The sequence below is a fragment of the Cellulosimicrobium funkei genome (genome assembly GCF_001019615.1).
Taxonomy (GTDB): domain Bacteria; phylum Actinomycetota; class Actinomycetes; order Actinomycetales; family Cellulomonadaceae; genus Cellulosimicrobium; species Cellulosimicrobium cellulans_E.
On record NZ_JNBQ01000058.1, the window covers coordinates 1 to 14,850 of the forward strand.

General features: G+C 73.2%; 7 protein-coding genes. 6 read left to right on the forward strand and 1 reads right to left on the reverse strand.

Annotation, left to right across the window (positions count from 1 at the left end):
• The first annotated feature begins 171 nt into the window (after positions 1 to 171).
• From FB00_RS20085 to FB00_RS21830, 4 genes are all read left to right on the forward strand, one after another.
• Positions 172 to 1,071 (forward strand): sugar phosphate isomerase/epimerase family protein, encoded by a 900-nt coding sequence (locus tag FB00_RS20085; protein WP_231581966.1) that lies wholly within the window; start codon positions 172 to 174, stop codon positions 1,069 to 1,071.
• Between the two features lie 105 nt (positions 1,072 to 1,176).
• Positions 1,177 to 6,759: a ThuA domain-containing protein gene (locus tag FB00_RS21390; protein ID WP_052877819.1), complete on the forward strand. Its 5,583-nt coding sequence runs from the start codon at positions 1,177 to 1,179 to the stop codon at positions 6,757 to 6,759.
• Between the two features lie 110 nt (positions 6,760 to 6,869).
• On the forward strand, positions 6,870 to 7,760 hold the full coding sequence (locus FB00_RS20100; RefSeq protein WP_052877820.1) for a hypothetical protein: 891 nt from the start codon (positions 6,870 to 6,872) through the stop codon (positions 7,758 to 7,760).
• 202 nt (positions 7,761 to 7,962) lie between these two features.
• On the forward strand, positions 7,963 to 12,954 hold the full coding sequence (locus FB00_RS21830; RefSeq protein ID WP_082141550.1) for a ThuA domain-containing protein: 4,992 nt from the start codon (positions 7,963 to 7,965) through the stop codon (positions 12,952 to 12,954).
• An 87-nt stretch (positions 12,955 to 13,041) separates the two neighbouring features.
• On the opposite strand, the gene FB00_RS20110 is transcribed toward FB00_RS21830, so the two are convergent.
• Positions 13,042 to 13,647, reverse strand: coding sequence for a GNAT family N-acetyltransferase (locus FB00_RS20110; protein WP_047234699.1), 606 nt, complete (start codon positions 13,645 to 13,647; stop codon positions 13,042 to 13,044).
• An 81-nt stretch (positions 13,648 to 13,728) separates the two neighbouring features.
• Between FB00_RS20110 and FB00_RS20115 the strand changes: the two genes are divergently transcribed.
• A complete protein-coding gene (locus FB00_RS20115; RefSeq protein WP_047234700.1) occupies positions 13,729 to 14,523 on the forward strand; it encodes a LamB/YcsF family protein in 795 nt (264 codons plus the stop codon).
• A partial coding sequence (locus FB00_RS20120; protein WP_197088870.1) for a carboxyltransferase domain-containing protein occupies positions 14,520 to 14,850 on the forward strand: 331 nt, incomplete at its 3' end. The genes FB00_RS20115 and FB00_RS20120, both read left to right, overlap by 4 nt.

Here is a 14,850-nt window from a genome sequence, read left to right on the forward strand (position 1 = left end):
CGGTCCGACCTCGCGGTCGGGCCACCCAGGGGCCGCCCGGTCGCCGTCCGACCGGCCGGGCGCCCCGCTCGCCCGCCCGACGACGCGGCGCACCTCCCGTGCGGAGGTGCCCGCGGCGTCGGGCACGCGGGCGGGACGGCCGAGCGCTCGGACCCGACGAGAGAGAGCGACGTGGCTCTTCCTTCCCCGACCCCGCCGCTGCGCCGCCGTGCGCTCGGCGTCAACACGTGGGTCTGGACCTCCCCGCTCACCGACGACGCGCTGCGCGGCATCGCGCCCCGCGTCGCGGGGTGGGGCTTCGACGTGCTCGAGCTGCCCGTGGAGAACCCGGGGGACTGGGACCCCGCGACCGCGGCGACGGTCCTCGCCGACCACGGCCTGCGCGCGAGCGTCTCGCTCGTCATGGGCGAGGGCCGCGAGCTCGTCGCCGCGGACGCCGCGACGGTGCGCGCCACGCAGGACTACCTGCGTCACGTCGTCGACGTCGCGCGCACGGTCGGCGCCCCGGTGATCGGCGGGCCGGCGTACGCGTCCGTCGGGCGCACATGGCGCCTGAGCCCCGCCGAGCGCGAGGCGGCGTACTCCGAGCTCGCCGAGAACCTGGCCCCGGTCGTCGAGCACGCGATGGCGGCGGGCGTCGTCGTCGGGCTCGAGCCGCTGAACCGCTACGAGACGAGCCTCGTCAACACCGTCGACCAGGGGCTGGAGGTCGTGCGGCGCCTGCCCGCGGCCGGCATCGGCCTCATGCTCGACGTCTACCACATGAACATCGAGGAGACGGACCTGCCCGCGGCGGTCGCGCGCGCGGGCGAGCGCATCGCGCACGTCCAGGTGTGCGGCAACGACCGGGGCGCACCCGGCAACGACCACCTGGACTGGCCCGCCCTCCTCGCCGCGCTCGACGCGACCGGCTACGACGGACCCCTCGTCATCGAGTCCTTCACGGCCGACAACGCGACGATCGCCACGGCCGCCTCCATCTGGCGGCCGCTGGCCCCGACCCAGGACGCCATCGCCGTCGATGGCCTGGCCCACCTGAAGGGACTGATGCCCACGCCGGAGCACCCGTAGCCGTAGTCGACCCACGACCGCAGCGCCGGCACGCCGCGGGATGACGACCACCCTTCCCGGACGACGACGTCCGGGTCCGCACGTCATGCCCCTGGAGGCAGCACGATGACCGCACGACGCCCACGCAGGGCGAGGTCCGTCGCGGCTCTGACCATCGGAGCGCTCGCGTTCACGCTCGCGCCCGTCACGATGGCCAGCGCCGCCGACGACCCCGTCCCCGCGGACGAAGAGCACAAGGTGCTCATCTTCACCAAGACGACCCAGTTCCGGCACAGCGAGGCGATCACGCAGGGCACCCCGGTGCTCGAGGCGGCGTTCGCCGAGGTCGGCATCGCGTCCGACCACACGGAGGACTCGACCGTCTTCAACGACGAGACCCTCGCGCAGTACGACGCCCTGGTCATGTTCCAGACGTCGGGCGACCCGTGGAACGCCGACGAGAAGGCGGCGCTCGAGCGCTACCAGCAGGCGGGTGGCGGCATCGTCGCGATCCACAACGCCACGGACATGCGCGGCAGCTACGGCTGGTGGGACGACATGATCGGGGCGCTCATGCCCGGTCACGCCGCCACCGGCAACAGCCCGGGCCTGCCGGGCACGGTCCGTGTCGAGGACCGCACGCACCCGTCGACCGAGCACCTGTCCCAGCGCTGGACGCGCGCGGACGAGTGGTACAACTACTCGGCCAACGTCCGCGGCAGCGCGCACGTGCTCGCCACGATGGACGAGTCCACGTACGACGCGGGCAGCAACAAGATGGGCTACGACCACCCGATCTCGTGGTGCAAGCCCTACGACGGCGGCCGTGCCTGGATGACCGGCATGGGCCACTTCGGGGCGCACTACACCGACGAGCCCGACCTCGTGCAGCACATCGTCGGCGGCGTGCAGTGGGCCGCAGGCCTCGTCGAGGGCGACTGCGGCGGCACCGACTGGGGCTCGTTCGAGAAGATCGCGCTCGACTCCAACACGAGCGCGCCCTTCGGCATGGACGTCGCGCCCGACGGCCGTGTGTTCTACACCGAGCTCGTGCGCGGGCAGATCCGCGTGTACGACCCGCGGACGCAGAACACCACGACCGCCATCACCATCCCGGTGTACTCCGGCGGCGAGGACGGCCTGCTCGGCATCGCGCTCGACAAGGACTTCGCCGAGAACGGGTACCTGTACCAGTACTACTCGCCGGCGAGCTCGAACGACTCCGACCCGGCGAACTTCTTCAGCCGCGTCTCGCGGTTCACGGTCTCCTCCGAGGGGCCCGGCTCCACGGTGATCGACCCGGCGTCGGAGAAGGTGCTCCTCGAGATCCCGGCCGGGCGCCTGCCCGACGAGCCGGGGCACACGGGGGGCGGCCTCCTCGTCGACCACGAGACCGGTGACCTGTACATCGGCGTCGGCGACGACGTGAACCCGCACTCCGAGCCCTCGGGCGGCTACGCGCCGATCTCGGAGCGGGACGGCACGTGGCACGACGCGCGCGCGACCTCCGCCAACACGAACGACCTGCGCGGCAAGGTCCTGCGCATCCACCCCGAGGCCGACGGCACGTACTCGATCCCCGAGGGCAACCTGTTCGCCCCGGGCACCGAGAAGACGCTGCCCGAGATCTACGCGATGGGCTTCCGCAACCCGTTCCGGTTCACGATCGACGCGAAGACGGGCAACCTCGGCGTCGCCGACTACTCGCCCGACAACGGGTCGGACAACCCGGCCAACCGCGGCCCGGCCGGCATCGCCGAGTGGAACCTCATCAAGGAGCCCGGCTTCTTCGGCTGGCCCCTGTGCATGGGCAACAACGAGCCGTTCCGTGACGTCGACTACCGGACGAACCCCGTCACGGTCGGCGACTTCTTCGACTGCGACGCGCCCGTCAACGACTCCGTGAAGAACACGGGCCTCACCGAGCTTCCCCCGGCCCAGCCGGCGGACCTCTGGTACGGCTACCAGCGCTCGTCGGTCCCCGGCGCGATCAACGCCGGCGGCGGCCTCGCGCCCATGGGCGGCCCGTTCTACCAGTTCGACCCGGAGCTCGACTCGGACACGAAGTTCCCGGAGTCCTACGACGGCAAGGCCTTCTTCTACGAGTGGGCCCGCAACAAGATGTACACGATCGACCTCAAGGACCCCGAGGCCGCGCCCGGCGCGACCGACGTCGAGAAGGTCAACCCGTTCCTCCCGCAGGAGCAGTTCCTCGCGCCGATCGACTCCAAGTTCGGCCCCGACGGCGCGATGTACGTGCTCGACTGGGGCGGCGGCTTCGGCCGTGACAACCCGAACTCGGGCCTGCACCGCATCGACTACCTGTCGGGCTCGCGCTCGCCGGTGTCGAAGCCGGTCGCGACGCCGGACTCCGGCATCGCGCCGCTCGAGGTGACGTTCGACGGCACGGGGAGCACCGACCCCGAGGGCGAGGAGCTCACGTACGCGTGGGACTTCGACGGTGACGGCACCACGGACTCGTCGTCCGCCGCGCCCAGCCACACCTACACCGAGAACGGCGTCTACGACGCGCGCCTCACGGTGACCGACCCCGCCGGCAAGGTGGGCACGGCGACCGTGCCGATCACGGTGGGCAACACGCGGCCCGAGGTCGACTTCGGCCTGCCGCCCACCGGCTCGTTCTTCACCTTCGGCGACGACATCACGTGGGACGTGTCGGTGACGGACGCGGAGGACTCGCCCGACGGCGAGGCGATCGACGACGAGCAGGTCATCATCCAGCCCGCGCTCGGTCACGACGCGCACGCGCACCCCGCCGAGCCGCTGCACGGCCGCACGGGCACCGTGGCGACGAGCCTCGGCGGCGGCCACGGCGAGGACATGAACGTCTTCTACGTGATCGACGCGCGCTACACCGACCGCGGCGGCGAGGGCGACGTGCCCGCGCTCACCGGGTCGGACACCACGCTGATCTTCCCGAAGAAGCGCGAGGCGGAGTTCCACGCGGCCTCCGACGGCACCACGACGATCCCGAGCCGGGACGTCGAGGGCGGCGGGTCCGTCATCACGGGGTCCAACGGTTCCTGGGCGTCGTACGACCCCGTGAGCCTCTACGGCGTGCAGGCGCTGAACCTGCGCGTCGCGGCGGCGGCCGAGGGCACGATCGAGCTGCGTCGTGACGCGGCCGACGGCGAGCTCCTCGGCACGGCCGAGATCCCGCAGACCGGGCTCGGCACGTTCACGGACGTGACCGTCGAGGTCACCGACCCGATGGAGCCGTTCACGCTCTACGTCGTCTTCCCGGGCGAGGGCGAGCGCCGCCTCAACTTCATCGAGGCCGACGGCAAGGGCGTCTCGGGCACCACCCGCCCCAAGGTCCGCATCACGTCCCCCGAGGCGGGCGTCCGTCTCGAGCAGGGCGAGATGACGGTCACCGCGGAGGCGGACGACACCGAGAACGCCGTGACGCAGGTCGAGTTCTTCGTCGACGGCGAGTCCATCGGCGTCGACGACACCGCTCCGTACGAGGCCACGTGGAACCCCACGGCGGACAACTACTACGAGCTGACCGCCGTCGCCACGAACGACAAGGGTCTGTACACGCGCTCGCGCGTCGTCCTCGCCCAGGTCGGTGACCTCTTCGCGGGGATGAAGACCTTCACGAACGCGAACGGGACGTTCGAGCAGCTCGCCGAGGGCAAGTACCTCATCACGTCGGGCGGCGCGAACATGTGGCAGGGCACCAACGAGTACTCGACCATCTACCGCGAGCAGGGCGCCGACGAGAACTGGTCGGCGACCGTGAAGATCAACAGCCAGGGCAACTCCAACGGGTCCGCCAAGGCCGGGATCATCGTCCGCAACGACGTCACGCAGACGGCGAACTCGCAGGGCTACGCGGCCCTGGGGATGCGCCCCAGCGGCGGGTTCGAGTGGCTGCGCGGCAACGCGAGCGGTCAGCTCACGACGTCGAGCGCCGCGAGCTCGACGAGCTACCCCGCATGGGTGCGGATCGTGCGCGACGGCGACCTGTACACGGCCTCCTGGAGCAAGGACGGCGAGAACTTCACGCAGATCGGCGAGCCGCAGGCCCTGCCGGGCGCGGCGTCCGTCCAGGACGTGGGTCTCTTCGTCACGGCGCACAGCACGACGGCGACGAGCGCGGTCGAGTTCCAGGACTTCGCGTTCGACGACGACCCGCAGACCGAGGAGCCCGGCGGGGGGAACCCGCCGCAGTGCCTCGCGGACTCGTCCGACGAGTTCGACGGCGACACCCTCGACCCGCGGTGGACGGTCGTCCGCCAGGCCGACGGCAAGCCGATCACCGTCGCCGACGGCCACGCCGTCCTGCCGGTCGTGCAGGGCGACATCAACGAGGCCGTGACCGGGCCGATCAGCTACCTCGGTCAGCCCGCCCCGGCCGGGGCGTGGACGCTCGAGACCAAGCTCGACGTCCCGCTCGCCCGGCACTGGCAGCACGCCGGCCTCCTGGTCCACGTGAACGACGACGAGTACACCAAGCTCGCGTTCACCAAGAACCAGAGCGGCGCGCGCTTCCTCGAGTTCCAGACCGAGACCGGCGGGTCCCGGACGTGGCACGGCCAGACGGACGTCGCGACGGGCTTCCCGTCGACGATCCACCTGCGCCTCGTCTCGGACGGGTCGGCGATCACGGCGGCGTACTCGGCGGACGGCCAGGCGTGGACGGCGCTCGCGGGCTCCGCGCCCGTCAAGCCCGACGCGACGTTCGGCGTCATGGCGGGCGGCGACACGGCGACCGCGAACACGGTCGCGAAGGTCGACTACGTCCACGTCACGGGTGCCGAGCCCGACGACGGCGTGCGCGAGCCGAGCGACGAGTTCGAGGGCGACGCCCTCGACGGCTGCCGCTGGGACGCGATCGTCCGTTACGACGGGTCGAAGGTCGCCGTCGCCGACGGCGAGCTGCGCATCACGACCCAGCCGGGCGACATCAACGCCGGGAACAACGGCGACCCGCGCAACTTCGTCCTCCAGACCGCTCCGGAGGGTGACTGGGTCGTCGAGACGCGGTTCAAGGCGCCGCTCGTGCACCGGTGGCAGCTCGCGGGCCTCATCGCGTACGGCGACGACGACAACTACGTCAAGGCCGACGTGCTCGCGAAGAACGCCCCGGGTGCGGCGCTCAACCTCGGCGCCGAGCTCGTCTCGGAGAAGGGCGGCCAGTTCGGCAACGGCGGCAACCGCCAGCTCGAGCTCGCCGACTCGACCGAGTCGGGCTACTGGTACGTGCGCCTCGAGAAGGTGGGGAGCACGTACCAGGGCTGGGTCAGCGACGGCGGGGTGAACTGGACGCCGCTCGGCGCGCCGGTGACCAACGACGCGGCGCTGACCAAGATCGGCCTCATGGCGATCGGCCCGGAGCAGGAGACGCCGGTCACGGTGGCGTTCGACTGGTTCCGTCTCACGACGGAGTCCGAGCCGGAGCCGACAGTCGACGTCGAGGTCACCGCGTCCGCCCGCTGCCTCGCGGGCAAGGCGTACCTCGCCCTCCGCGCGACGAACGCCGACGAGGCGCCCGTCGCGATCACCCTGACCACGCCGTTCGGCTCCAAGGAGTTCGGCGCGGTCGAGGTGGGCGCCAACGCCTACCAGTCGTTCGCGTCGCGTGCGACGTCGTTCGAGGCGGGCACGGCGACGGTCACGGCGACGCTCGGCGACGTCACGACCGAGATCGAGGTGCCGTACGACGCCGTGAGCTGCGGCTGACGGCGGGCCGGTGACGGGCGACCCGCTCCCGTCACCGGCCACCGCGCCGGCCCGGCCTCGTGGCCGGGCCGGCGCGCACCGAGCGGGACGACCAGGGACAGGAGCGACAGGTGGCACAGCGCACCTCGGCACGGACGCCGACCACACGGACGCCGGCGGGAGGGGCCCGGAAGGGCTCGGACCGCGCGGGCGGCCCGACGACGACGTCGGCGCGCTCCCGTCCCGCAGACCGGGGCGGTGCCGGCCGCCCCGAGCCCCGACCGCCGGCGCGCGTCCGCGCGCGCCGGTGGTTCGCGGGTCTCGACCCCTGGCGCCGGGTGCTCCTGGCCCTCGCCGCGCTCGCCGTCGTCGCGGTGGTGGTCGCGCTCGTCGTGGTGCTGACCCGCGAAGCGCCGGCCGAGCCCGACGAGGGGTTCGCCGTCGACCCCGCTCGCGTCGCCGAGCTCGAGGCGGCCGAGGAGGCGCGCGACGCCGACAACCTCGTCGCCTCGATCGAGCACGCCGAGCACGTGCAGACCGAGCTCGTCCCCGTCCTGCACGGGCTGCACGCGGTGCTCCCCGTCGACGGCTCGACCGCCGTCCCGGCCGACCCGGCCGAGGTCGCGGAGTGGCGAGCGACCGTCGACGGCCTCGTGGCCGAGACCGAGTCGCTCCAGAGCGGCTCCTCCGAGCACAACATCGTCCGCAACGGGATGCTCACCTCGCTCCAGCTCGTCGGCGACACGCTCGACGCCGTCGGCCTCGCGGCCGCCGCGGACGCGAGCGACCCGACGGCCGCGTCCGACCTCTACGCCCTCGCCGGCGACCTGCGCACGCGCGCCGTCGACGCGTGGGGCCTCGCCGCGATCCAGCTCGACCTCCGCTCGACCGCCGGGGGCCAGGGACACGTCCACGTGTTCCTGCCCGTGCACCCGGACGACTCGCTCGACGGCGGCATGGACCTCGGGCACGAGGGCGGTCCCGCGGACGACGAGGACGCGCACGAGGACCACGACCACTGACCGACGGCGGCCCCACGGAGGGCCGCCCCACCGACCTCCCGGTCGGGCGCCCTCCGGGGTGCAGGCCGAGCCCGACCGGGACCTGACCGGAGCGCCCCGCGCGACGACGCGCGGCACCGACGACGCACCACGAGGAAGGAGCGCAGGACCTGCGGCTCGGCAACGGCGCCGGGCCGCACCGATCAGTTCTCAAGGAGGAGAAGTGACAGCACGACCTTCGAGAGGTCGGCGCCAGGGGGTCGCGGCGGTCACCGCCGCGGCCCTCGTCGCGCCGGCGCTCACCCTCACGACGGCGGCCCCCGCCGCCGCGCACGACGAGTTCTCCGTGATGGTCTTCAGCAAGACCGCCGGGTTCCGGCACGGCTCGATCCCCGCGGGCGTCGCGGCGATCCAGCAGCTCGGCACCGACCACCACTTCGCGGTGACCCCGACCGAGGACGCGGGAGCCTTCACGGACGAGAATCTCGCCCGGTACGACGCCGTCGTCTGGCTGTCCACCACGGGCGACGTCCTGAACGACGAGCAGCAGGGCGCGTTCGAGCGGTACATCGCCGCCGGCGGCGGGTACGCCGGCGTCCACGCGGCGTCCGACACCGAGTACGACTGGCCCTGGTACGGCGAGCTCGTCGGCGCGTACTTCAACAGCCACCCGCAGAACCAGGACGCGACGATCGTCGTCGCCGACGACGAGCACCCCTCGACCGCGCACCTGCCGGCCGCCTGGGACCGGTACGACGAGTGGTACAACTACCGCGAGAACCCGCGCGGCCAGGTCCACGTGCTCGCGAGCCTCGACGAGTCCTCGTACTCCCCGGGGTCGGGCGCCATGGGCGCGGACCACCCGATCGCGTGGTGCCAGGAGTACGACGGCGGCCGCTCCTGGTACACCGGCGGCGGCCACACCGACGAGTCGTTCACCGACCCGGCGTTCGTCCAGCACCTGCTCGGCGGCATCCAGACCGCCGCGGGCGCGGTCGACGCCGACTGCGGCGCGACGGTCGACGCCTCGTTCGAGCAGGTGACGCTCGCGAAGGGGGCGGCCAAGACGGGCGAGCCGATCGCCATGGCCGTCCTGCCCGACGGCGACGTCCTGCACACGTCGCGCGACGGGCGCGTCTGGTACACCACCGCGGACGCCACGACGGCGCTCGCGGGCACCGTCCCCGTGTACACGCACGACGAGGACGGCCTCCAGGGCGTCGCGGTCGACCCGGGCTTCGCCGAGAACCGGTGGGTCTACCTCTACTACGCGCCCAAGCTCGACACCCCGCCGGGCGACGCGCCCGAGACGTCGGCCGACCCGGCCGCGTTCGAGGCGTTCGAGGGGTACAACCAGCTCTCCAGGTTCCGGCTCACGGAGCAGAACCTGCTGGACCTCGCCAGCGAGCAGAAGATCCTCGAGGTCGCGGCCGACCGCGGGCTGTGCTGCCACGCGGGCGGCGAGATCGACTTCGACGCCGAGGGCAACCTCTACCTGTCGACGGGCGACGACACGAACCCCTTCGCGTCGGACGGCTACGCGCCGATCGACGAGCGGGCGACCCGCAACCCGGCGTTCGACGCCCGCCGCAGCTCGGGCAACACCAACGACCTGCGGGGCAAGCTCCTGCGCATCACGGTCGCCGAGGACGGGTCGTACACGGTCCCGGAGGGCAACCTCTTCCCCGAGGGCGAGCACGAGGCCGGCAAGACCCGTCCCGAGATCTATGCGATGGGCTTCCGCAACCCGTTCCGCTTCGCCGTCGACAAGGCGACGGGCGAGGTCCACCTCGGCGACTACGGCCCCGACGCGGGCGGCGCGAACGCGAACCGTGGCCCCGGCGGCACGGTCGAGTTCAACGTCATCTCCGAGGCGGGCAACTACGGCTGGCCGTACTGCATCGGCGACAACCTCGCGTACAACGACTACGACTTCGAGACGAAGGTCTCCGGGCCGAAGTTCGACTGCGCGGCGCCCAAGAACACGAGCCCGCACAACACGGGTCTCGTCGACCTCCCGCCCGCCGTGCCGGCGTGGCAGCCGTACGACGGCGGGTCCGTGCCCGCGTTCGGGACGGGCGGCGAGTCCCCGATGGGCGCCGTCGTCTACGACTACGACCCCGAGCTCGAGTCGGAGACCAAGTTCCCCGCGTACTACGACGGCAAGCCGCTGCTCTACGAGTGGGACCGCGCGTGGATCAAGGAGGCGATCCGGAACGAGGACGGCAGCCCCGCGGGCTTCGTCCCGGCGCTGGAGTTCATGGACCTGCGCCGGCCGATGAACCTCGAGTTCGGCCCGGACGGCTCGCTCTACGTGCTCGACTACGGCGGCGGCTACTTCGGGGGCGACGCGCTCTCGGCCGTCTACCGGATCGACTACGTGCGCGGGGGCCGCTCGCCCGTCGCGCAGATCGACGCGACGCCCACCAACGGCCAGGCGCCGCTCGCCGTGTCCTTCGACGGCACCGGGTCCTCGCACCCGGACGGCAAGGAGTTCACGTACGCCTGGGACCTCGACGGTGACGGCGAGACCGACGCCACCGACGCCCAGGTCTCCCGGACGTTCACCGCGAACGGCCGGCACGAGGTGCGGCTCACCGTCACCGACGCCGACGGCAAGCAGGGCGTGGCGACCACGACCATCACCGTGGGCAACACCGCGCCCGAGGTGACGCTCGAGCTCCCGGCCGACGGCCAGTTCTTCGACTTCGGCGACCAGGTCCCGTTCCGGGTCACGGTCACCGACGCCGAGGACGGCGCGCAGGTCGACTGCAGCCGCGTCGTGGTCGAGTACATCCTCGGCCACGACAACCACGGCCACCCGCTGTCCAGCGCCACGGGCTGCGAGGGTGTCCTCACGACCGCCAAGGACGAGGGGCACGGCCTCGACGCGAACATCTTCGGCGTCGTCAACGCGACGTACACCGACGGCGGCGGCGCCGACGGCGTGCCCGCGCTCGCGTCCGACGACGAGGCCGTCCTGCACACGCGCACCAAGCAGGCCGAGTACTTCACCGACAGCCAGGGCGTCCAGGTCGTCGCGAAGGACGTGTCCGAGGGCGGCAAGCAGCTCGGGTACATCGCGGCCGGCGACTGGTTCGCGTTCGACCGGATGAACCTCGCGGGCATCGACTCGATCTCCGCGCGGTACAGCTCGGGCGGCTCCGGCGGCGTGCTCGACGTGCGGGACGGCGCCGCGGACGGCCCGGTCCTCGCGACGCTCACGCTGTCGCCGACGGGGAGCTGGGAGACGCCGGCACGCACGCAGGCCGTCCCGGTCACCGATCCCGGCGGCACGCGCACGCTGTACTTCGTCGCGCGCTCCACGACGGGGGCGACGGGCGACATGTTCGACGTCGACTCGGTCACCTTCACGGGCCGCGGCGCGGCGAACAACGTGGCCCCGGTGGTCACCTCCGTGACCGCGACGCCCGCCACCGGCGACGCGCCGCTCGACGTCGCGTTCGCCGCGCAGGCCTCCGACGCCGACGGCGACGCGCTCACGTACGCGTGGGACTTCGGCGACGGCGGCACGGCGACGGGCGCGACCGCGCAGCACACGTACACGGCGGCCGGGAGCTACACGGCCAAGGTCACCGTGAGCGACCCGGCGGGGGCGCGCGCGACGGGCACCGTCGCGGTGTCCGTGTACGGCACGCTCGAGTGCACCGAGCCGGACCCGCAGCGCGGGCCCGAGGACGAGTTCGAGGGCGAGGCGCTCGACGGCTGCCGCTGGGACGTCGTCGACCTCCGCCCCGACCTCGCCCAGGTGCGGGACGGGAAGTGGGTCGTGCGCACGACCGACGCCGACTTCGCCGGCACCGGGAACCAGCGCGTGCCGAACATCATCACGACCGACCAGCCGGGCGACTCCTGGACGGTCGAGACGAAGATGACGGCCGCGTTCGCGAACCAGTACCAGCAGGGCGGCCTCATCGTGCGCGCCTCGGAGTCCGACTACGTCAAGCTCGCCGTGGTCCAGCACCCCGGCGGCCTGCGCGTCGAGCTCCGCAGCGAGATCGGCGACGTCGTCCAGTCCACGAACGGCGACGTCCTCGACATCGCGAAGCCCGTCTACGGCGAGTACCTGCTGCGGCTGTCGCGCGACGGGGACTCGTTCACCGGGTCGTACTCGCTCGACAACGGCCAGACCTGGGTCCCGACCACGCGCGCCGTCACGCACGCGGGGCTCGGCGACGCGGGCGTCGGCGTGTTCGCGCTCGGCAAGGGCGCGGGCGCGAACCAGATCGACGTCGCGTTCGACCACGTGCGCGAGGTCGACGGCAGCGGCGTCCCCGTGTGCGAGGACGTCGCCGCGAGCGACACGTTCGACGGCAGCGGCTCCGGCCTCGGCCTCGACCCGTGCCGCTGGTACGTCGTCAACGCCGACCCGTCGCGGCTCGCCGTCACGGACGGCGCGCTCCGGCTCACCACGACCGACGACGACGTGTACGGCGCGACGAACTCCACCGTGCCGAACATCGTCCGCTCGAAGGTCGTGACGGGCGACGAGTGGACCGTCGAGACGACGGTGCGCGCCGACCTCACGCAGAACTACCACCAGGGCGGCCTCATGGTCTACAAGGACCAGGCCACCTACGTGAAGGTCGGCGTGATCCACAACGGCGGCACCGCCGGGACGGTCGGTTTCGAGCTCCGCAGCGAGAAGGGCGACGTCGTGCTCCAGCCGCAGCCCGGCGTCGGCTCGCTGCCCCGCGAGGCGGACGGGACGTACCACGTGCGTCTCGCCCGGTCCGGCGACACGTTCGTCGGTTCGTGGTCGCTCGACGGCGAGCAGTGGACCGAGCTCGCGGCCGTGACGAACGACCAGCTCGACGGGATCGGGGTCGGGCCGTTCGCGCTCGGCAAGAACCAGACCCAGCCCACGGTCGTCGCGTTCGAGGACTTCGTCCTCGCGGGCGAGGTGGTCGAGCAGCCGCTCGACGTCACGACCGAGGTCCAGGTCCGGTGCCTCGCCGGCAAGGCGTACGTCGCGGTGCGCGCGACGAACGCCGACGGGGTGCCGGTCGACGTCACGCTGACGACGCCGTTCGGCACCAAGGCGTTCACCGGCGTCCAGCCGGGCGCCTCGGCGTACCAGTCGTTCGCGGCTCGTGCGACGTCCGTCGAGGCGGGCGTCGTGGGGATCGCGGCGACCGGCGACGGCCGCACGTTCGCGGCCGACGTCGCGTACGACGCCACGAGCTGCGGCTGACGCGGCAGCTCGGCAGCTCGGCAGCTGGCCGAGGGTCGGTCGGGGCGTCCCCGACCGGCCCTCGGTCGTGCGGGTCGTCGCGCCGCGTCAGGCGCGGGGGAGCGCCATGACCACGTCGGTGTGCGTCTCGCCGCCGACGACGTAGGAGCGTCCGCCGACGACGTCGAACCGGTGCTTGCGGTAGAACGCCTGCGCCCGGGCGTTGAGACCGTTCGTGCCGAGCCACACGCGCAGGCCGGGCCCGAGCCGCGCGGCCGCCTCGGCCGCCGCGGTCATGAGCACGCCCGCCACGCCCGTGCCCTGGGCCGCGGGGTGCACGTAGATCTTCGAGAGCTCGACCGCCTCGCCGGGCCCGACGGCCGCCGCGACCTCGGGGTCGTCGGGCTCGCCACGGACGAGGAGCGCGTACCCGAGGGGGCCCGAGGCGTGGTGCGCGTCGGGGACGTCGTCCGTGACGTCGTCGGGCACCGGCTCGACGAGGAGGAGCGCGTGCGCGGCGCTCGCGGCCCACGCGCGGAACCGCTCGGGCGAGAGCTGCGTCGCGACGTGCTCGGCGATCGCCTCGGGCGACGTGCCCGGCGGGCACGCGAGCGGGAACGTCAGGGCCGCGAGCCCGGCGAGCGCGGGTGCGTCCTCGGTCGTGGCGCGGCGGACGCGCACGGTCGCGGGAGCGGTGGGGAGGTCCTCGGCCATGCCCGCGAATCTACGCCCCGACGCTGGGGACGCGGTCGGCCCCGCGCCCGGGCGCGGGCCCGTTCCGGGCATGATGGTCCGGTGACGCGCATCGACCTCAACGCCGACCTCGGCGAGGGCTTCGGCCGCTGGACGCTCGCCGACGACGAGGCCCTGCTCGGCCTCGTGACCAGTGCGAACGTCGCGTGCGGGTTCCACGCGGGCGACCCGGCGACGATGCGCGCCGTGACGCGCGACGCCGTCGCGCGCGGCGTGCGCGTCGGGGCGCACGTGAGCTACCGCGACCTCGCGGGCTTCGGGCGCCGGTTCATGGAGGTCGACCCCGTCGAGCTCGCCGACGACGTGCTCTACCAGCTCGCGGCGCTCGACGGCTTCGCGCGGCTCGCGGGCGACCGCGTGCGCTACGTCAAGCCGCACGGCGCCCTCTACAACGCGATCGTCCACCACGAGGCGCAGGCCCGTGCGGTCGTCGACGCCGTCCGCGCCTACGATCCCGCCCTCCCCGTGGTCGGCCTGCCCGGCTCCGCGGTGCTGCGCCTCGCGGACGCCGCGGGGGTACCGACGGTGCGCGAGGCGTTCGCCGACCGGGGCTACCTCCCCACGGGCGAGCTGGTCCCGCGCGGCCTGCCGGGCGCCGTCCTGCACGACGCCGAGCAGGTCGCCCGGCGCGTCGTGGAGCTCGTCACGTCGGGCACGGTGCCGGCCGCGGACGGCTCGCCCCTGCGAGTGGAGGCGGACTCGGTGTGCGTCCACTCCGACACCCCGGGCGCCGTGGGGCTGCTGGGCGCCGTCCGCGCCGCGCTCGAGGACGCCGGCGTCGAGGTGCGCCCGTTCGTCGACACGGGAGCCGGCACGGCCGAGGGCGCGGTGCCGTGACGGGAGCGACCGGCGCGGTGCACCGGTACGGGGAGTCGGCGCTGCTCGTCGACGTGCCCGACCTGGCGGCCGTGCGGTCGCTGCACCGCAGGCTCGCGACCGACGCCCCGGACGGGGTCGTCGACGTGGTCCCGGCCGCGCGGACCGTGCTCGTCCGGTGCGCTGCGCCCGCCGACGTCGCGGACGCCCGGGCCTGGGTCGAGGACGCGCTGCTCCGGGCGCCGTCCGACGACGGGCCGCCGCTCACCGGGGCCGTCGTCGAGATCCCGGTGCACTACGACGGCCCCGACCTGGAGGACGTCGCCCGCTGGGCGGGGGTGAGCGTCG

What these genes read in the sequence shown, in the direction of transcription:
- FB00_RS21390 (WP_052877819.1), top strand. Translation starts at nt 1,177, where the DNA reads ATGACCGCACGACGCCCACGCAGGGCGAGGTCCGTCGCGGCTCTGACC.
- FB00_RS20110 (WP_047234699.1), bottom strand. Translation starts at nt 13,647, where the DNA reads ATGGCCGAGGACCTCCCCACCGCTCCCGCGACCGTGCGCGTCCGCCGC.